Origin of the sequence: Vibrio sp. 10N.247.310.98 (genome assembly GCF_041467395.1) — a bacterium.
Lineage (GTDB): Bacteria > Pseudomonadota > Gammaproteobacteria > Enterobacterales > Vibrionaceae > Vibrio > Vibrio crassostreae_C.
On record NZ_JBFSUL010000017.1, the window covers coordinates 35,220 to 55,596 of the forward strand.

The 20,377-nt window shown below is 44.1% G+C and carries 12 protein-coding genes and 1 pseudogene; 9 read left to right on the forward strand and 4 right to left on the reverse strand.

Features of this window, described 5'->3' with window-relative positions:
* Positions 1 to 389: pseudogene (locus AB6E78_RS09140) on the reverse strand (hypothetical protein); the annotation flags it as partial.
* A 545-nt stretch (positions 390 to 934) separates the two neighbouring features.
* Here AB6E78_RS09140 and AB6E78_RS09145 point away from each other — a divergent pair.
* The 7 genes from AB6E78_RS09145 to pheT all read left to right on the forward strand — a co-directional run bounded on the left by AB6E78_RS09145 (position 935) and on the right by pheT (position 11,342).
* On the forward strand, positions 935 to 1,720 hold the full coding sequence (locus tag AB6E78_RS09145; RefSeq protein WP_004741595.1) for a TetR/AcrR family transcriptional regulator: 786 nt from the start codon (positions 935 to 937) through the stop codon (positions 1,718 to 1,720).
* A gap of 171 nt (positions 1,721 to 1,891) precedes the next feature.
* Positions 1,892 to 4,354, forward strand: a complete 2,463-nt coding sequence (locus AB6E78_RS09150; RefSeq protein WP_241823402.1) for an RND family transporter — start codon at positions 1,892 to 1,894, stop codon at positions 4,352 to 4,354.
* A 44-nt stretch (positions 4,355 to 4,398) separates the two neighbouring features.
* The gene (locus AB6E78_RS09155) at positions 4,399 to 5,205 is read left to right on the forward strand and encodes an outer membrane lipoprotein-sorting protein (protein ID WP_136974813.1); all 807 of its coding nucleotides are present in this window, start codon (positions 4,399 to 4,401) and stop codon (positions 5,203 to 5,205) included.
* 9 nt (positions 5,206 to 5,214) lie between these two features.
* Positions 5,215 to 6,423, forward strand: coding sequence for a hypothetical protein (locus AB6E78_RS09160; protein WP_017060449.1), 1,209 nt, complete (start codon positions 5,215 to 5,217; stop codon positions 6,421 to 6,423).
* A 202-nt stretch (positions 6,424 to 6,625) separates the two neighbouring features.
* Entirely contained in the window at positions 6,626 to 7,735 is a 1,110-nt protein-coding gene (locus AB6E78_RS09165; RefSeq protein WP_029235308.1) for a GGDEF domain-containing protein, read from the forward strand.
* Between the two features lie 217 nt (positions 7,736 to 7,952).
* The gene (gene pheS, locus AB6E78_RS09170) at positions 7,953 to 8,936 is read left to right on the forward strand and encodes a phenylalanine--tRNA ligase subunit alpha (RefSeq protein WP_004734764.1); all 984 of its coding nucleotides are present in this window, start codon (positions 7,953 to 7,955) and stop codon (positions 8,934 to 8,936) included.
* Between the two features lie 18 nt (positions 8,937 to 8,954).
* On the forward strand, positions 8,955 to 11,342 hold the full coding sequence (gene pheT / locus AB6E78_RS09175; RefSeq protein ID WP_372133168.1) for a phenylalanine--tRNA ligase subunit beta: 2,388 nt from the start codon (positions 8,955 to 8,957) through the stop codon (positions 11,340 to 11,342).
* Positions 11,343 to 11,508: 166 nt separating this feature from the next.
* Here the strand turns inward: pheT and AB6E78_RS09180 are convergent, their stop codons facing one another.
* Positions 11,509 to 14,391, reverse strand: a complete 2,883-nt coding sequence (locus AB6E78_RS09180) for a TrlF family AAA-like ATPase (RefSeq protein ID WP_372133171.1) — start codon at positions 14,389 to 14,391, stop codon at positions 11,509 to 11,511.
* Between the two features lie 268 nt (positions 14,392 to 14,659).
* On the opposite strand from AB6E78_RS09180, the gene AB6E78_RS09185 reads away from it, so the two are divergent.
* Together AB6E78_RS09185 and AB6E78_RS09190 are read left to right on the forward strand one after the other, a co-directional pair.
* Entirely contained in the window at positions 14,660 to 15,532 is an 873-nt protein-coding gene (locus tag AB6E78_RS09185) for an alpha/beta fold hydrolase (RefSeq protein WP_372133174.1), read from the forward strand.
* Positions 15,533 to 16,103: 571 nt separating this feature from the next.
* Positions 16,104 to 17,030 (forward strand): hypothetical protein, encoded by a 927-nt coding sequence (locus tag AB6E78_RS09190; protein WP_372133177.1) that lies wholly within the window; start codon positions 16,104 to 16,106, stop codon positions 17,028 to 17,030.
* 138 nt (positions 17,031 to 17,168) lie between these two features.
* Here AB6E78_RS09190 and AB6E78_RS09195 read toward each other — a convergent pair whose 3' ends face one another.
* Complete coding sequence (locus AB6E78_RS09195) at positions 17,169 to 18,194, reverse strand: hypothetical protein (RefSeq protein WP_133154772.1); 1,026 nt, start codon at positions 18,192 to 18,194, stop codon at positions 17,169 to 17,171.
* A gap of 581 nt (positions 18,195 to 18,775) precedes the next feature.
* On the reverse strand, positions 18,776 to 20,284 hold the full coding sequence (locus AB6E78_RS09200) for a DUF3360 domain-containing protein (RefSeq protein WP_017059070.1): 1,509 nt from the start codon (positions 20,282 to 20,284) through the stop codon (positions 18,776 to 18,778).
* Positions 20,285 to 20,377 lie beyond the last annotated feature (93 nt).

Consider the following 20,377-nt stretch of genomic DNA (forward strand, 5'->3'; position numbering starts at 1 on the left):
TCAGGTGCAGGTGCAGGTGCAGGTGCAGGTGCAGGTGCAGGTGCAGGTGCAGGTGCAGGTGCCGTAGAGTAGACCGGAATACTATTGGTCGGTTGAACCTCAACGTGCGCCGCAGTTTGCTCTTGCTCAATGAGCATTTTGAAAACGTGAATCTCTTTTTTATCCCGATAATCTACTTTTACCTTATCGAGAAAACCTTGGTCGACTAAACACTTAAGACAGTCGGCTAAACCAAACGTAGAGAGAGCACAAAGTTGACCTGCTGTTTGTAGGCACACATTGGTGTAGCCGAATTCGTCAGCACCGTCTGCAAGCATCAATAAAACCAGCTTTTCTGCAGGGCTAGAAGTATTCACTTGCCAAGCTAAATAAGAATATTTGGCGCTCAATATCGTGTTCTCAAAAAAGGTAAGTCGTTGTCACTATTGTAAGTCACCCCTTACCGAATTTATAGCAACTTAACAGAAAACGGCATTAGTAAGCCAAATATTGACCATAAGGAGACGTCTGCCCCATAAAGTAAGCCTACAGTCATTCATTCTTGTGGTTTAAGCTAGGAATCATTGGGCATGAATACGCATAGCAGCTTAAAGTGCCTACATTCTTTGTTAGGTTAAGAATGCCCAATTCGCGTCCACATTCTGTTGGTCACAATACAGGTCTTATTTTAAAGTCTTCTCTTTAGGTCAACTATTGATGATTTTCTTAGCTATATCCCATTTATTCTCTTTCCATTCACAAAATGTATTTAATTTATAAAACCCCTTGATATGATCAATACTTGCGCTATTATGACGATAAGTCAGAAATGACGAAGCGTCACAAAATGGTTAACTACATGAATTTACTATTCGTGTTAATATATTGGATAGGAGTGTTTTAAATACTGGCGAAGCTTAGATAACGGCTAAGCTCATATACGGACTAAAAAATTATGTTTGGCTTTGGTTGTAAAGGCGATAAACAAGGTATTTTTGGTTGCAAAGGCGTGTTGTCTAAAAAGCAGCAGTCTATTGCAGACCGAGAAGTAGAGTTGATGTTGTTAGCAAAAGATCTGGTTCGAGAACAAGGGTTCGGAAACCTCACGATGGACAAGCTAACGGCAGCGAGCTCTTATTCTAAAGGTACGATATACAATCACTTTTGCAGCAAAGAAGACGTCGTTTTAGCGTTATGTATTCACTCTCTCAAGACAGAAGCAATGATGTTTGCTCGCTCTGGAGAGTTTGAAGGCAACACACGTGAAAAGATCGTCGCATTGCACGTTGCTTACCGAATCTATGCTCGCATGGAACCGGTACTATCAACCTGTGCGATCATGGCTAAAAGCCCGTGGGTACTAGAGAAAGCGTCTAGTGCACGCGTCGCCGAGATGAATGAACTGGAAGAGTTGGTGATTGAACAATGCGACTCTATGGTTAACCAAGCGGTAGAAGCGGGTGACCTAAAGTTCTCTTCTGGCGTTGGCTCAGATGCCATCGTTTTTGCTAACTGGTCAATCGCATTTGGTTCAAATGCTTTGTCACAGAATGCATCAAACAGTCATTGTATTAAGCGGTTACAAGACCCGTATTCAGTATTACACAACGCGAACATGATTCTAGACGGCCTCAATTGGCAGCCCCTTTCTAGTGACTGGGATTACCGCAAAACTTGGCGTCGTGTAGAACAAGAACTGTTCAGTGAAGAGATCGCTTACTTAGAGTCTGTAGGTCGATAGCTTCCGTTAAGCCCACACATGTGGGTTTATTAATAACCATTTTTGACGATTCGTCACAAACTTGAGACTGACCGACTGTGGTTGCTGTTTTCTTGAGTGTTTGACTAAGCATTGTGTCTTTTGTCAGCTTCGGCTGGCTTTTTATGACACAAATATGACGAATCGTCACAAATGGAGACTGTGATGAAACATGACAGCCAGAAGCCCACGTTCGATCAGCAAAACCGAGATAACCCTAATGCCGATAGCGCAAACACAGATCTAAACAGTTGGCACTCAATACCTACCAAGCGTTCGTTTATCGTTCTGCTGGTGGTGTTTTCAATCATCATTCTCTCTGCATTAGGGGCTAAGAACCTCTACTTTAGAGGGGACTACAACATCTTCTTCGAAGGCACCAACAAGCAGTTGATGGCGTTCGATGAAATCCAAACCACCTTTGCAAAAACCGACAACCTTGCGATTGTTGTCGCACCTGAAGATGGCAATGTCTTCACCCCTGAAACTCTCACCCTGATTCAAAATCTCACGGTTGATGCGTGGCAGATCCCGTATTCAAGCCGTGTCGATTCCCTTGCTAATTATCAGCACACCGAAGCCATTGAAGATGATCTTTTGGTAGAAGACTTGCTGTATGAAGAGTACGAACACACACCAGAACGCATCGCCAAAGTAAAACAGATCGCCCTTAACGAGCCGTTGCTTAAGAATGCCTTGGTGTCGGCCTCTGGCGATGTGACGATTGTGAACGTCACCGTGCAACTGCCAGAAGTGGACAAAACCGCAGAAGTGCAAGAGGTGATTGCGGCAATTAATACCATGATCGGCAAGTACCAAGCTCAGTATCCTAATGTCGAATTCCATAAAGCGGGCATCATAGCCATGAACAACGCATTTATGACTTCGGCTCAAGAAGACAGCTCAACGCTCGTTCCCTTAATGCTGTTGGTGGTACTGGTGTTCCTGACCTTTATGCTGCGCTCGTTCTTTAGTGTGGTGGCGACGCTCATTGTGATCATCTCTTCGATTGTTGCCACCATGGGATTGTCTGGTTGGGCAGGGATGTTCTTGAGTACCGCAACCGTGAATGTGCCAACCTTGGTTTTAACTTTGGCGGTGGCCGATTGTGTTCACGTGATTGTGACCATGAGACAAGCTATGCAGCGCGGTATGGAGAAAGCACAAGCCATTCAATACAGCATCAAGCTCAATGCGATGCCGATTCTGATCACCTCGGTGACCACTGCGATTGGTTTCCTGATGATGAACATGTCGGACTCACCAGTGCTGCGTGATTTCGGTAACTTATCGGCACTGGGTGTACTTATTGCGTGCTTCTTGTCTGTGACTATGTTGCCAGCGTTGCTAAAACTGCTGCCAGTCAAACGTCTACCTGCCAACCCTAAGGCGGCAGACAAAGTCACCTTCATGGATAAGCTGGGCGATTTTGTCGTAACTAACCGTAAAGCACTGCTGCCGATTTCTACGCTAGTGATTGTTGGCGCTGCCGCGTTAATTCCGCTCAACAAAGTCAACGATGAATCGGTGAAGTATTTCGATACCTCAAGTGAATTCAGACAAGCGGCCGACTTCATGGAAGAGACCGTCAGCGGCATGACAACCCTCAGTATCGCAGTGAAAACTAACGAGTCTCAAGCGATTGCTGATCCTGTGTTCTTGCAAGCAATTGGTGACTTTACTAAGTGGCTACGCGTTCAACCAGAAACTGACCATGTGGCAACGCTTTCTGATGTTTATATGCGTTTGAACAAGAATATGCATGCCGACGACGACAGCTACTACAAGCTACCGCTGAACCGTGAACTTGCCGCGCAATATCTGCTGCTTTACGAAATGTCTCTGCCGTACGGCTTGGACTTGAACAACCAGATCAACGTCGATAAATCATCGATCAAAATGGTACTCACCGTCGATAACCTTGGCAGCGTTGAGCTAGTCGAACTCGAAGAGCGTATTTACTCATGGTTTGCAGCCAATGCACCGCAATATGAAGTGGTGGCTTCGAGCCCGTCACTGATGTTTGCTCATATTGGCGAAACCAACATGGCGAGCATGCTATCAACTTTGCCTATCACCCTAGTGCTTATCTCTGGCTTGATGATCTTTGCATTGCGCTCGGTTCGCTTAGGCATGATCAGCCTAGTGCCCAACATTGCGCCTGCGATCATTGGCTTTGGTTTATGGGCGCTTATCTCAGGTGAAATCAACCTAGGTTTGTCAGTCGTGGTCACGCTCACGTTGGGTATCGTGGTTGATGATGCGGTGCACTTCTTGAGTAAATACCAGCGCGCAAGAATCGAAGGGAAATCAGCAGAAGAAGCGGTTCGATACGCTTTCCACACCGTAGGTCGCGCTTTGTGGATCACCACTGTTGTGCTAGTGGCCGGTTTCTCTGTACTGGCGATGTCGAGCTTCAGACTCAACTCCGACATGGGCTTACTCAGCGCGATTGTGATTTTCATTGCGCTGGTGGTCGATTTCATCTTGCTACCAAGCTTACTGATGATCTTCGACAAACAGACCCACTATTCAGCTAAAACTCAGCACGAATCAAAGCCAGATACCAAGTCGCAGCCTAGATCGACAGCCGAACTGACTACTTCGACCAAATAAGGAAACGTCGGCCTGCTGCGGTGGGCTGACACAAGGAGATATTTATGAAAAGCGTTAAACAAACATTCGCTACTACATTACTTACTGTTAGCTCGTTGGCACTGAGCACATTCGCCGCTTTCCCAGCGTTAGCAGACCCTGCGAAAGGCTTAGAAATTGCCGAACAACGCAAAGCCGTCGATATGGGGTGGGGCGATTCTGTCGCGACCATGGAGATGCTACTTCGCAACAAACAGGGCGAAAGCAGTACACGTCTGATGCGATTGAAATCTTTGGAAGTCGATGACGATGGCGACAAAGGGCTGACCATTTTTGATGAGCCGCGTGACGTAAAAGGCACGGCTTTCTTGAACCATTCGCACATCACCAAATCCGATGACCAGTGGTTGTATCTTCCTGCACTCAAGCGTGTAAAACGCATCTCTTCACGCAACAAATCTGGCCCGTTTATGGGCAGTGAATTTGCGTATGAGGACTTAAGCTCGTTTGAACTTGAAAAGTACACCTTCAACTACATTGAAGACGCGAAACTGGAAGGCGTAGACACCTTTGTTTTAGAGCAAGTACCGACCGATAAAAACTCAGGCTACACCATGCAAAAGGTATGGCTAGACCAACAGCACTACCGCCCAATGAAAGTCGAGTTTTACGACCGCAAAGGCGCACTGCTTAAAACTCTATCGTTCCAAGATTACAAACAGTACCTAAACCAATACTGGCGCGCACACACCATGGCGATGCAAAACCATCAAACAGGCAAAAGCACCGTATTAACCACGACAGATTTAGTGTTCCAGACCGGTCTTAAAGACAAGGATTTCCAAAAGAACACACTAAAACGTGCGAAATAAGGCAGGAATATGAAAAGGATTGTGGCAACAGGAACCCAATTATCCTTAACCTTGGCGGCGACCGTCGGGCTTATGCAGGTGTCGTTGCCTTGTGTGGCGGCAGGCTTTAGTCCTGATATCGCAGGGCAGGTTAACCTTGAACATAGGCAGTTCTTTAGCGACGGCTTACAAGGGCAAGACAAAGGACAAAGCTCACTGGTGTTGCAGCCAGAGTTTTACTGGGAGCAACAAGAGGGCAACGGCAGCATTACCTTCACCCCGTTTTATCGCCTAGACAGTGAAGACGATGAACGAACTCATGGTGATATTCGCGAAGCCTTGTATTTAACCTATTGGGATGATTACGAACTGCGAGCGGGTGTTGGAAAGGTATTTTGGGGCGTAACCGAATCGGCGCATTTAGTGGATGTGGTAAACCAGACCGATGCCATTGAATCGGTCGATGGCGAATCCAAGTTAGGTCAGCCTATGGTGCACTTCACCTCGATAAAAGAGTGGGGCACCATAGACGCCATGTTACTGCCGTATTTTCGTGAGCGTACCTTCGCAGGCGAAGACGGTCGATTAAGGCCAACCGTGCCAGTATCGGACGATGCGCTTTACGAATCTTCACGAGAAGAAAAACACGTTGATGTGGCATTGCGTTACAGCCAAATGTACGGTGATTGGGATGTCGGTTTAAGCTACTTAGGCGGCACAAACCGCGACCCTTATTACCGTGTGGAAGGCAATCAACTCAAGCCATACTACGCCCAAATGCAACACTTCGGATTGGATGTTCAAGGCATTATCGGTGACTGGTTATGGAAGCTGGAAAGCATTTATCGCGACAGCTACGACAACCATACCGGCGTGGCGACAGGCTTTGAATACACTTGGGTAGGGGCGCTTGAATCGTACTGGGACATCGGCTTCATCGCTGAATACCTGTATGACAGCCGAGGCAACAATGCCCAAACCATCGGCCAAAATGATGTGTTCCTTGGGGCACGTTTCGCTTTGAACGATGAAGACGGCACCGAAGTGCTTACTGGTATCACTCAAGACTTAGATAACAGTGATGTCTACAGTGCCAAGCTAGAGGCATCGAGCCGTATTAACAACAATCTCAAGTGGCGACTGAATGCTTGGTTGTTTGAGAACGAAACCCCAGAGGACTTGTTGTTCTTCGCACGCAAGGATGACTTTGTTGAGATGGCGTTGGAATATTATTTCTAATGTTAGCTTCGTGGGGCGTTCCTGTTGGGGGGGACGTCTCAAATTTAAGATGAGCCATATTTAGAATGTTCAAAGTCGTCTTTTTATAAAGTGGATCAAACAATCGAATAAACCTACAGGTAAAATGGTTATATTTTTTCAGTATCTATAACCTCCGAATATGCATGTAAATCGTGCTGGTGGTATCGGCCTTAAGGGATTTATGAATTCATTTAATTGGGATAAAAACTTTGAAACAGGCATTGGTGTTGTAGATGAACAGCATCAATATCTTGTTGGTATTATCAACCACTACGGAAATCTGTTGTCAGAGAACACTATCTCTATCGACGACATAAACGTCGCTTTACTCGATCTCACATGCTATGCCGAATTTCACTTTAAAGAAGAAGAATCTTTGATGAGAGATTGCGGTGTGTATGAGCGACACATTGAAGAGCATATCAAAGTGCATCGTGTATTTATGCAAGATATCTACAGTATGCAAGCTTTCATCATGGAAGAAGATCAGTCGTCAGCACGGCAGTTACTTGATTTATTGATCCACTGGCTTGCTTACCACATCCTCGGCATCGACCAAAACATGGCGCGACAAATGACCGCGATAGAAGAGGGCGCGACACCTCTGCAAGCCTTTGAAGCGGAAGAAAAGCAGCAAGATTCTGCGACTGTCCCGCTGTTGGCTGCGCTTAACGGCCTGTTTGAACAAGTCTCTGAACGAAACAAACAGTTGTTACGCTTCAACCAGTTACTCGAAGATAAAGTTGAGGAACGTACGGCAGAATTAAAACGAGCGAATAAGAGACTTGAAGAACTGTCATTAACCGACTCTCTTACTAATTTGCATAACCGTCGTAGTGCTTTTAAACAGTTAGCGCTGCATTGGCAAGACTCCAAAGAACTGGGCATGCCTTTAGTGTGTATTATGATTGATGCCGACCACTTCAAGCGCATTAATGACACCAGCGGCCATGATGCAGGCGACTTGGTGCTACAAACCCTCTCGCGTGAACTGAAAAACACGTTCCGTAATGATGATATTGTTTGCCGGTTAGGTGGCGATGAGTTCTTGGTTATTTGCCCAAACACCGACCTTAAAGGTGGGATGTACATCGCGGAAACCGCTCGACAGAAAGTGTCTGAATTAGAGGTTGAAACCAGTCATCAAGTTTGGATTGGCAGTATTAGTGTCGGTGTCGCTGAAATGACCCAAGAATTCGAAACCATGAACGAATTGATTAAAGCGGCGGATGAGTCCGTCTATTTAGCAAAAAACGCAGGGAAGAACAGCGTTTGTTCTATTCAGATCTAGCCTTCAGGTCATTTCCAAATTAAGAAGTGGAACCTGTAATTGTTCCACTTCTTCCTACTCCTCATTAATATCCTGTTAAATTTGCCGTGTTTTTAGGCAATAACTTGTTCTTTTCGCGATTCAATTTGGCATTGGTAGCGTGTTTGATTACTATGTGTAGCTATCTAAAAAATTAATCATCCGATACGGACACTACCCACTGGTAGATGAGGAAATGATGCAACATCTAGAAGAGATCATTGCTAATGCAACGACTGCTATTGATACAGCAGATTCGTTAGTCGCACTTGATGAAGTGCGAGTTCAGTATTTAGGTAAGAAGGGTGAACTCACTCTTCAACTACAAAGCCTAGGTAAACTTCCACCTGAAGAGCGTCGCACTGCTGGTCAAGAGATCAACAAAGCGAAAGGTGCTGTTCAACAAGCGATCGCAGCTCGCAAAGACGCACTACAACGTGCAGAGCTTGAAGCGAAACTAGCTGAAGAAACTATCGATGTGAGCCTACCAGGTCGTCGCATTGAGAACGGTGGTCTTCACCCAGTTACTCGCACAGTTGAGCGTATCGAACAGTTCTTTGGTGAGCTTGGCTTTAGCACTGAGTCTGGCCCTGAGATCGAAGATGCATTCCACAACTTTGATGCACTAAACATCGCAGACGATCACCCAGCTCGTACTGATCACGATACTTTCTTCTTCAACCCTGATCTAATGCTACGTACGCACACTTCTGGTGTTCAAATCCGTACGATGGAAAACGGCAAACCGCCATTCCGCTTCATTGCTCCGGGTCGTGTTTACCGTAACGACTACGATCAAACTCACACGCCAATGTTCCACCAAGTGGAAGGTATGTTAGTTGATGAGAACGTAAACTTCGCACAGCTTAAAGGCATTCTTAACGATTTCCTTTGTAACTTCTTTGAAGAAGAAGTTGAAGTGCGTTTCCGTCCTTCATTCTTCCCGTTCACAGAGCCTTCAGCCGAAGTTGACGTGAAACGTAAAGATGGCAAATGGCTAGAAGTTCTAGGCTGTGGCATGGTTCACCCTAACGTACTTCGCTCTGTTGGCATCGACCCTGAGAAATACTCTGGTTTTGCATTCGGTATGGGTGTAGAGCGTCTAACGATGCTTCGTTACGGCGTAAATGACCTTCGTGCGTTCTTCGAGAACGACCTTCGTTTCCTTAAACAATTCAAGTAATCCGGGGCAGTCGAAACTATGAAATTCAGTGAATCTTGGCTACGCGAGTGGGTTAAACCTGCAATTAACAGCGAAGAGCTAGCTCACCAAATCACTATGGCTGGTTTGGAAGTTGACGATGTAGAACCTGTTGCTGGTGAATTCACCGGCGTTAAAGTAGGTAAAGTGGTTGAGTGCGGTCAGCACCCAGACGCAGACAAACTACAAGTAACTAAAATTGATATCGGCGAAGAAGAGCTGTTAGACATCGTATGTGGTGCATCTAACTGTCGTCTTGGCCTAACTGTAGCAGTAGCAACAGTTGGCGCAGTACTGCCTGGTAACTTCAAAATCAAGAAAGCAAAACTACGTGGCGTTCCATCGCACGGCATGCTTTGTTCTTTCTCTGAGCTAGGTATCGACGTAGAGTCTGACGGCATCCTTGAGCTACCAGAAGGCACAACGCTAGGCATGGACGTACGTGAGCTTCTTGAGCTTAACGACGTAACTATCGACGTAGACCTAACAGCAAACCGCGCAGACTGCTTCAGCATCCGTGGCCTTGCTCGTGAAGTTGGCGTACTAAACCGCGCAGACGTTACAGAGCCAACAGTTGACGCTGTTGCAACAAGCATTGAAGACACAGTATCTGTTGAAATCAAAGCAATTGATGCTTGTCCACGTTACCTTGGCCGTGTGGTTAAGAACGTAAACGTGAAAGCGGAATCTCCAATCTGGATGCAAGAAAAACTGCGTCGTTGTGGTATCCGTTCAATCGACCCAGTTGTAGACATCACAAACTACGTGATGCTAGAGCAAGGCCAACCAATGCACGCATTTGATCTCGCTAAGATCGAAGGCGGTATCGTGGTTCGTCTAGCAGAGCAGGGCGAAAAGCTAACACTTCTAGATGGCAACGAAGCTGAACTAAACAGCAACACGCTTGTTATCGCTGACCAAAACAAAGCACTAGCAATCGCTGGTATCTTTGGCGGTCAAGATTCAGGTGTTACTACTGAAACGACAGACGTACTTCTTGAAGCAGCATTCTTCGCACCGGATCACATCCGTGGTCGCGCACGTGCTTACGGCCTTCACACTGATTCTTCTCTACGTTTCGAACGTGGTGTTGATTCAACGCTACAAGCAGCAGCTATGGAGCGTGCAACACAGCTTCTAGTTGAAATCTGTGGTGGTGAAGTTGCGCCAGTAAACGGCAGCGAATCTGAAGCTGATCTTCCTAAAGCAAACGTAGTTGCTCTACGTCGCGCTAAGCTAGATAGCCTACTAGGTCACGAAATCCCATCTACAGACGTAGTGGAGATTCTTACTCGCCTAGGTTGTAACGTTGAAACGACAGACGCTGGCTGGACGGCAACGTCTCCATCTTGGCGTTTTGATATCGCAATCGAGCAAGACCTAATTGAAGAAGTAGGTCGTATCTACGGTTACGATAACATTCCAAACCAAGCGCCTAAAGCGGCACTTAAAATGAATGACCACAAAGAAGCTGACCAACCGCTTAAGCGCGTTCGTGACCTTCTTGTAGACCGTGGCTACCACGAAGCAATCACATACAGCTTCGTAGAACCAGAGCAGCAAAAACTTGTTGTACCTGGTGTTGAGCCGCTAATCCTGCCATTCCCAATCTCTGCGGATATGTCAGCAATGCGTCTTGGCCTAATCCAAGGTCTACTAAACACAGTTGTTCACAACCAGAAGCGTCAACAGTCTCGCGTTCGTCTATTCGAATCAGGCCTACGTTTCATCCCTGAAGCAACTGCTGAAAACGGCATGCGCCAAGAAATGATGCTTGCGGGCGTTATCTCTGGTACTCGTGGCGAAGAGCACTGGGACATTGCAACTAACACTGTAGATTTCTTCGATCTTAAAGGTGACCTAGAAGCCGTTCTTGAGCTTTCTGCAAACGAAATCGCATACAGCTTCAAAGCTGCGAAGCACCCAGCACTTCACCCAGGTCAAACTGCGGCTATCGTAGTAGACGGCAAAGAAGTGGGTATCATTGGTACTGTTCACCCAGAACTAGAGCGTAAGTTTGGTCTAAACGGCCGTACTATCGTATTCGAAATCGAATGGGCAGCTATCAACACTCGCGTGCTTCCAGAAGCAGTAGCCGTATCTAAGTTCCCTGCAAACCGTCGTGATATCGCAGTTGTTGTTGACGAAGCAGTCGCTTCTGGCGACATCGTAGAAGCGTGTATCGCTGCTGGTGGCGAATTCCTAACAGGCGCTAAACTGTTTGACGTATACGTTGGTCAAGGCGTTGAAGAAGGTAAGAAGAGCCTAGCAATCGCACTTAGCCTACAGTCTGTAGAGCGCACACTTGAAGATGCAGACATCGCTGGTTCAGTAGATGCTATCGTAGCTTCAATCTCAGAGAAATTCGGCGCAGCACTTCGCGACTAATCTCTTCTGATAGATAGAAAATCAAAGGCCTCGCATTGCGAGGCCTTTTTTTGTGGAGCAGGGCTCTAAATCGTAACTGGAAAGGTGAACTAAAGATTAGACTCTCGAGTGATTTTATTTAGTTCAATAAAATCAATACTTTAAAAGCAAGGGCGTAGTTGTCAATCTAGTTGATTTGATACTTATCTCGCCTCAATGTGAAGGCAGGGATTGTTCCTTCTAGTACCTCAACAATATGATTATTGATAATCTGAGATTCGATACCACCTGATATGAATGAAAAACGGTTGCCATCTTCTTTGTCTATTTCCACTTTAATAACTTGCTCTGAATCCGAAACAACAGCTAAATTAGGGTTGTGGGTTACCATTATAATTTGACGATTTAACTTAGCATCTCTGATATAAGGAACTAAAACCGTAGCTACGCTATTATTATCTAGGTTATCTTCTGGCTGATCAATTATTAATGGAATGTCTTCCTTATCTAGGACCAGGTAGAATACTAGCAGTAAAGCCCCTTTTTCTCCCGGGGATAACTGGTCTAAACTTTTTCCCTTTTGTCTTAAATCATAGTGCGGTGATAAATACTCTAATCCAAAAATAAGATCGTAGAGTTCTTTTCGGTTGTTCGTGACATCTCCTATAAATATTGGTGCTTCTTTCTTATTTTCTCGATGATCGCACTCAAGATAATCGATCAGTTTACAAAGGAAAGATGTGATACTTTCACCATCATCCCAATCCGTAGCTCCAATTAGATCTTCATCTAGTATTCTAGAACCTTCATCAACTCCAAAAAAAGTGCCAGAACGATTTTGCTTTATATTCCTAAGAATATTCTTTGCAAGGTCACTATCTGGATAAAAAGCGCTAACAATATTTAATCCGGAAACATCTGACCCATTTAATACTGGGTCAATTTCAGATTTAATATCGTCATAAAACTCCTTTATCTCAGATTTAATCTTGAATATTTCCCGTGTTTTACTTAAACGCTCTTCTCTTAAACCGTTTAGTTTTTCAGGTAAATCTTCGCTAATAAAATTCAAAGCTGCTATATAATAATTTAATGTTCCATTTTTATCAGAGCTACCTTCGATCTCATCTTTGCGGACTTGCCAATTTGCGAGATTACGTAGGTAGTCTTGGTATACTTTTTGTTCTCCAGTAAACTGTGATTCAAGTATTGATATATCATGCTCATAGCGCTTTATTTTAGATTGTATATTTAATGTAGAGATATCCGCTTTCTGATAGTCATCGTGCAAAACAATTTCTTTTAGATCAGATTCCAGTTGATTCTCTACAACAGATATTTCTTTATCCAAAGATTCTTTATCAAATTTATAATCTATAAATTCTGAAATTTTGATTCCTAGAGGTTTTAGTTCATCATCGGCCTTTTCTAATACTTTATTAATATCCTCAAATTTTGATATTAATTCAGCGTTGAAACCCACTAGGCGACTTGTAAGTTGAGAACGGGAGCTAATCGATTCATTTAGCTCATTGAATTGTATTTCCAGTCGAGCCTTACTATCGATTAACTTTTGTAAAGTTGCTTTCTTTTCTCTTACTTCTTCGGTTTCTTCTTTTTTTGACGGGTCTGCAATTTCTAAAGGTTTTGTCGTAATGTGGACTCTTAATTCCTCTTGAACAATAGCTTTTTGACTAATAAAACTCTCTGCCTTGCTTGGACTGCTCCAATCTTCAAGATTTATTATTTTTTCATTTAAAGAGCGAACTTCTTCCAAAAGGTGATGAAGAAGTTTATTTACTGCCTCTTTTTTAAATGTGATTAGCTCGCTGAAAGTGGGTTGTCCAAAACGTTTATGGTAAGGAACATATTGAAAAACCACTTTTTCTACTTCAGCCCGAAAAGCTTCAACTTTCCCTATTTCATTACAAACTTTTTCAAAATAACTTTGAGGCAAGTAACGCACTAGTCGCTGTTGATTAGTATCTATCTCATGAGTGAGAAGTCTGTCACTCGACGTTTTACCGCTCTCGAAGGTTAACTTCGCACTAAATCTATCTGCGAGACCTCTTTTTTTAAATTTGTTTTTGTGTAGGAATAAAAAGTCATCTGAATGTTCTGAGTCAGCGCACATAGCAATGATGTCAGAAATTGCACTCTTACCGTTACCTTTATGTCCAATTATAGTGACCAACTCACTATTTAATGGGATATCAATATCCTCAAACCATTTATTCTTCGCATCATGTTTACCAGTCATAGAGATATTCAATGATTTTATATACTTTGTTCTATTTTCTCTAACCCTGGCTATTACTGGAGGTTCGTCACCGATATAAAATCTACTTTCTGGCTCGTTTAAAGCGTATTTTAGCCCAGCAAAATTTGGAGTACCCTTTATCCACATCTTTTGCTTACGTTTGTAGTGACCAATATGATGATTATCAGAACATATGATCATAGGTATTGTTCGATTTATATGAGGAAACACAAATTTTCGATAACCATCTTGGTCACTTTCCTTGCCAAGTTCGTATATATCCACTTCTTGTGCGATGTCGGTTTTCTGAGCGCTATTATGTGGTAGGGAATGTGTTATGTTTTCCACTGACCCACTTTTATCCCCAGCATGAATTGTTGTGATCCCACCTAAGCTTTTCACAAGCCTCATAGTATCGATTAGGTCGCAATATACTTCATTGTGTTTTAATTGCTCAGATTTGATTTTATGTAAATCAGTCTTGTATTGCAGTTGTCCCCATACATTATTGATATCGCAATTTTCTGGAAATATGCCAATGAAATGTATGGGTTCCTTACCCCTAGCATCAGATAAAAACTCAATACCTGGTAGTACTGTAATGCCTTCACTTTTCCCTAATGATTGTAAATCATTTAGACGCTCTATATCGATCACATGATGATCGGTTATAGCAAACACTGATATACCATTTTTCTTCATTTCGGCGATGATATCGGCGTTAGTTGCTGTTTTAGCTTTATAATCGTATGAAGATTGCGTATGAAAATGCAAGTCCCACTGATGCCACTCTGAACCTCTAGATTGCATTGATAAAACCTTTTATAAATAGTGATGGAGTTAAAATTACATCGTTCTTCCATCACTAGAATCAAACATAGACAAAGATTATCATATCAATTGGTTGAGTATTTTGAATTGACTCAATATTCGTTATCAATACTAAAAGTAAGCAACAAAAGATTGTTAACCCTTAGTTAAAACATCCTTGACCCGTCTACAGCTTCACACTTTATAGTGGCTATATTGATTGAGAGGGACGCATTGGTGAGCCCTCTAAAGTAACTAGAGAGACACTATGAAACGTTTAATTCTAAACATCACATTCTTGGGATTCATGGCGCTTGGTAGTATGAATGCCATGGCTCATGATTCAAAGGTTAAGTACGGCATTGCGATATCTCACGATGGTGAGCAAATTGCGTATGGCAAAAGCGGGAGTGGGGATACGACGCTGATCTTCATTCACGGTTGGAGCTTAGACAGCAGGCTGTGGCAAAACCAAGCGAGTGAGTTTTCAAAGCAGTACCAAGTGATCACCATGGACTTAGCAGGGCACGGTAACTCATCGTTTAATCGCGAAGAGTACACCATGGTTGCATTCGCTGAAGACATCAAAGCCGTCATCGAGAAAGAACAACTCGATTCAGTCATCTTAGTCGGCCACTCCATGGCGGGTGGTGTGATTGCCGAAGCCGCTAAACTGATGCCGAAAAGAGTGAAGGGCATTGTTGGTGTCGACACATCGCAAAACGTCGCACTAGCGGTTTCACAAAGCGATCTAGATGCAATGACTAAACCATTTGAAGCAGACTTCCAAGCGGGTATTACTATGTTCGTGAAAGACTCGCTACCAAAAGACGTAGACGAAGATTTACTTTACTGGGTAACGCAAGACATGGCATCAGCACCGCCAGCTATCGCGATAAACCAGTTCCGCCATTATCTAGGCCAATACGTAACAGGTGAAGCACACCGCGTGTACGAGAACGTGAATGTGCCAGTAATCTTGGTGAACGCTCGTCTATGGCCAACGGATTCAGAAGCGAACAAGAAACACATTAAGGATTACACCATTTACTACATTGAAGACTCAGGCCACTTCCCAATGCTAGAACAACCACAGCAGTTCAACGCAACGTTGATGAAAGCGATTAAGTCAGTGAAGTAGTGCGGTTGTACGTGAGAATAGGCTGATAATCCCCTCCTAGCCTCCCCTTGGTTTACATCTCCAATCTCTTGTTGGTAATGGGAAAGGGGAGGAACTGAATACCGATCGTGAAAAGTGCAGCTATATGTTCAGCGATAAAGAATGTTCTCCCCCTCGAACGTTAATCTAAAGAGATCGGTGAACTCCATTTGAGGGGGAGCTAGAGGGGGAGATTTTGGTTTACTAGACCCATTCCACAATGTTGATGAACGAGGTGAAGTCAGTGAAGTAGGGCGCAGTAGTTGTTAAAGGATGGATATAATCATTCTATAGAGAAAACTAAGGCCTCGCGTGTGCGGGGCTTTTTTGTTCGTTGGAGGTTTTTGCTAGATACATTCATTTCAATTTGCGAGTCATACCCGCGTCTTTCACTCGTTTATAGTCCTTAAACGACGGCCTCATAGTTATATAAATGCTCTATCAACCACCCCTAGATACGTAATTAGCACCGCTGTTATTAGTAATAGCTGACCGAATCTAGTGGTGCTTTCTACTGACAATCACTTTAACTATGTGTTTAGGACGTCCTGCTATGGCTAAGAAAATAATATTCATTCATGGTCGCGCTCAAAAGCCCGATAAAGCTTTCCTTCAAGCACTCTGGTACGAGGCTATAGAGCATGGCTTGCAGCGAGATTGTAGAGACACAAGTTCATTACAAGCTTTTAAAGATGTAGATAAACGGTTTGTCTATTACGGTGAGCTATCAAACACATTGTTAGACAAACCAACGGAAGACCCTGCAAGTCGTCAGCAAGCGTTGTCTGAACTCAAAAAGTACAAGACAAGCCAGTTCAATAAAACAACGTATAACAAGGTGTCTAAAATTGGTTTTCTAAAAGAGGCGTTAGCCGATACTTTTTCATCGCTCTTTGGAACGCTAGGTGTGGCTGAAACACTGATAACGAAGGTCGCGCCGGACATGGCGCATTATTGGTATGAAGATACCTATTTCGGTAGCGATGTCAGGCATAGGCTAATGGTTGAGCTGAAGGAAGCGCTTGATAATCAGGATGACGTGATGATCGTATCGCACAGCCTTGGGTCAATGATCAGTTATGACGTGCTGTGGAAGTTGTCTCATTACGGAGAGTATAGACACGACTATGGTGCAGACAAGAAGGTCAACTTATTGCTGACGCTCGGGTCCCCGTTAGGCGATGAAAACGTAAAAGATAGGCTAAAAGGGAGCCGCTTGAAAGATGAGAAGAAGTACCCGTTAAACATTCAGCAATGGATAAACATATCGGCAGAAGATGATTTTATCTCTCATGACAGCAAAATTAGAAATGACTTTAAAGATATGCTCAAACTGGAGCTGATACCCGACGGAATGAAAGATATCCACCCGATTTATAACCTCAATATTCGAAACGGAAAAAGCAATCCGCATGCTTCCATCGGCTATCTAATCAACCCTAAATTCATCACAGTACTGGATGAATGGCTCTCTAGTTGATTTGGTTTACCATCTCAAATTGCTTCGCTGCTTGTTCGTTGGAACGCAGATAAAACAAGGCCTTGCGTGTGCGAGGCCTTAGTTTTTCCACTAGTTTCAATAAACCATTATTACTGAAAAGAAAGCTCTGACTGAGGCTTACTGTTGACCGAACTTTAAAGTTTCTTGGGTCGATAGTTTGATGATTTTTGGCGTTGGACTAAAGTAACCCTGCTCCCAATACGGTTTCAAAGAGTTAATATCTTTTATCAGGTACCCCTTGATGTTTTCATCTTCAATGTAAGACTGCGCTGTTTGGTAGAAATAATCATTCGGGTTGTCAGACACTAAACTATCAATTGGAAATAGAGTGGGAATATATGCCTTCATTATAATGAAGTCAGAATTAGGTATCAAAGTGCCATCACCAGCAGCGTTGTTGTAGTAATAGTGACCTTTAGCCTCGACACGCCCAAAACAGTTTAAAGTCGAAATCGGCAAGTTACTATCAGCTTCGTAATCTGAATCCATATAGCCAGTAAACTTATTGAATATTTCTGGGTCCGAACAATATGAAACGCTACCTTCGTCGTTCAGTGGAACAACGTAACTCGTATCAATAAAAGTCGACAGCCCCACCTCAACAGGAACAAACCTTTCTACTTTTACAACATCGTTACTCTTCAAATAAGCTTTCTCAATGATCGTTGTCAGTTCGTTCTGGTTTTTGAGAAGAGTCGCTGCGATGTCAGTTTCGTCCTTTGAATCTACAGGTATCACACGAAAAAGAATGTTACGTTTATAGTGGTAGATCATTTTAGACAAGCTGCCCTGAAGCCCAATAACATTGAACGCAGCTTGAAAGGGGTTTAGCGTGGTGGTTGCTACTGCGGCGACGTTCGCGGCTTGGGTCGCCCGAACTGAAACATTGGTATAGCCATCAACGTTTCGATCGAGGTCATTCGATTTGGTCGGAGCCTTACGGCTAACCAGATAGGCTAGTTGCATCGCATCTGAATGTTTGTAGTCGGTTTCGGACGCTAAATCATAATCTTCAAAAGGTTCGGCATTTAGCATAGTGCGTTCTGTAGTAGTACCAAATGTACCTGTAAACATGGAGGTACAACCGGAGAGAGCTAAGGCCGTGGATAAAGTGGAAAAGATGATGAGTGACTTGGTTTTCATTTTTGAAACATCCTGTAACTTCTGAAATATAATGTCATTTTATCAATTTAAATCAATCTATTACCATACGGTGCGAGCCTCTCTTTGTTACAAGCTTCACAGAATAGTAAAGCTGCGGTCAGCTTGACCTATTGACTAACCCGCGATACTAGAACGACAAAGCAGTTTGTTAAGACCTTTATTTAGCGGGTTAAGTCCATTAAGTGGAATTCCGTATCTGCTAGGCAACCAATCCCCTCCTAACCTCCCCTTGGTTTACATCTCCAATCTCTTGTTGGTCATGGGAAAGGGGAGGAACTGAATACCGATCGTGACGAGTGCTGCCATGTGTTCAGCGACAAAGAATATTCTCCCCCTCGATCGTATGTTTAAAGAGATCGGCCAACTTGTTTGAGGGGGAGTTAGAGGGGGAGGATTTGGTTTACTAGAATCGTTCACGCAACGTTGATGAAAGCGATTAGGTCAGTGAAGTAGGACGCTGTAGTTGATAAAGAATAGCTGTAACCGTTCGATAGATAAAACAAGGCCTCGCGATTGCGAGGCCTTTTTGTGGTCCGACTGAAACTCAATATTAATCGAGCCTAGCGAAAGCTCGGGATAATCGCTGGAATCCCCGGTAGAAGGCCAACCAACGCCATTACGCCACTTAGCACAATAAACATAGTGCCAGGCAACACCCAGCGGCTCATTTTACTCAGTTCACTACTACGTTCTTTACAACCGACTAAGCCTAAGTTATCCAACAGCATGGTGAGAGCCCAACCAAATGCTGGGTTAACGAGCGCTGAAGAAAATACAACAATCGCTGCCGACTGTGTGGTTTTTCCTTCACGCGTCATTTCCATTCCAGCTTCTAGCAATGGAACAAATACCCCAACAATCAGCGCCACACACAGTACAGGTTGCCAGATAGCTAAATCCATCGGGTAACCCCAAACTGCGGCGATGATACAGAACAGAGCTGTTAGCAAAGCGCCAGCAGGAATAGGGCGTTTAGCTATCGCCGCTGGTACGATGTAAGTACCCCATGAAGATGTAAAGTTAGTACCGCCAAGCAGAGAACCGAACGTTTGACGAATTGATGCCGTGGTCATGGTGTCGTCGATGTTCATGTGTACTTTTTCGGTACGTTCTGGGTAGCTGATCTTTTGGAATACTTGATGCCCTAAGAAATCCGGTGACCACATCGCTACGGCTAGAATCGCAAACGGCAATACCACCATGAAGTGTTCAATCGTCGGTAGGCCTAGCATCCAACCTGTATCTTCTCCCCACCAATACATAGGGTTCATGTTGGGCAAGCCTGGCTCAGTGTGGAAAGCAAATGGGGCGCCCATGGCAAATGCGATCGTACCACCCAACAAGCAGCTAAGAGGGACAGCTAACCAACGTTTGCGGAAGTGTTCCAGTAGCGCGTACAAGATAATGGTGCAAAAGATCACCACAAACGCGATGTGGCTCATACCGATTCCTTCAGCCCAAGCGAAAAGCTTTTTCACTTGAGAGGCGGTTCCAACAAAGCCGAGGTAGAGCAATAAGCCGCCACACACGCCTTTACTGGTGAGGTTGGCCAACATGCTGCCACCTTTACTGATGGCTAAGATGAGGCCAAAAGCGCCAATCAACAGGCCAAACGCCATCGGGTGTCCACCTGCTGCAACCACAATCGGAATCAAAGGGATAAGTGGGCCGTGGGTCCCTGCGAGGTTTGCAGTCGGCAATAAAAAGCCAGAGAAAATAATAATGAAAACAGAGGCGATGAGCAGTTCATAACGAACGTTTTCTAGAATGAAGTCTTCATTTAATCCGAGAGCCCCAGCAAAGGTGGCTGCAATCGCGCCCACCATAACCACTTTACCAATGGTCGCCGCCATCGCTGGGATGGTGTCTTCTATCTCAAATCGATAATCTTTAAACGGCAAATTTGGACGCCAGCGCTTAGGCGACATGATTTGCAATTCGTGTTCTAGATACTGTTCTCGGGATTCAAACTCTGAGCTTGGTTTATGTTGTTGTTCATAGGTGAGTTCATCCTCATTGGCTTGAGGCTTCTCTGTTTGTATATGTGCGGACTCTAAAGTAGTGCTCATTTTGATTCCTTTCGTTCACACTCTTAGGTGTGTTATTCCAACAAACGTTGTTGACTCACGGTATGAAGTGCAAACAATGCGTCAACTTATAAT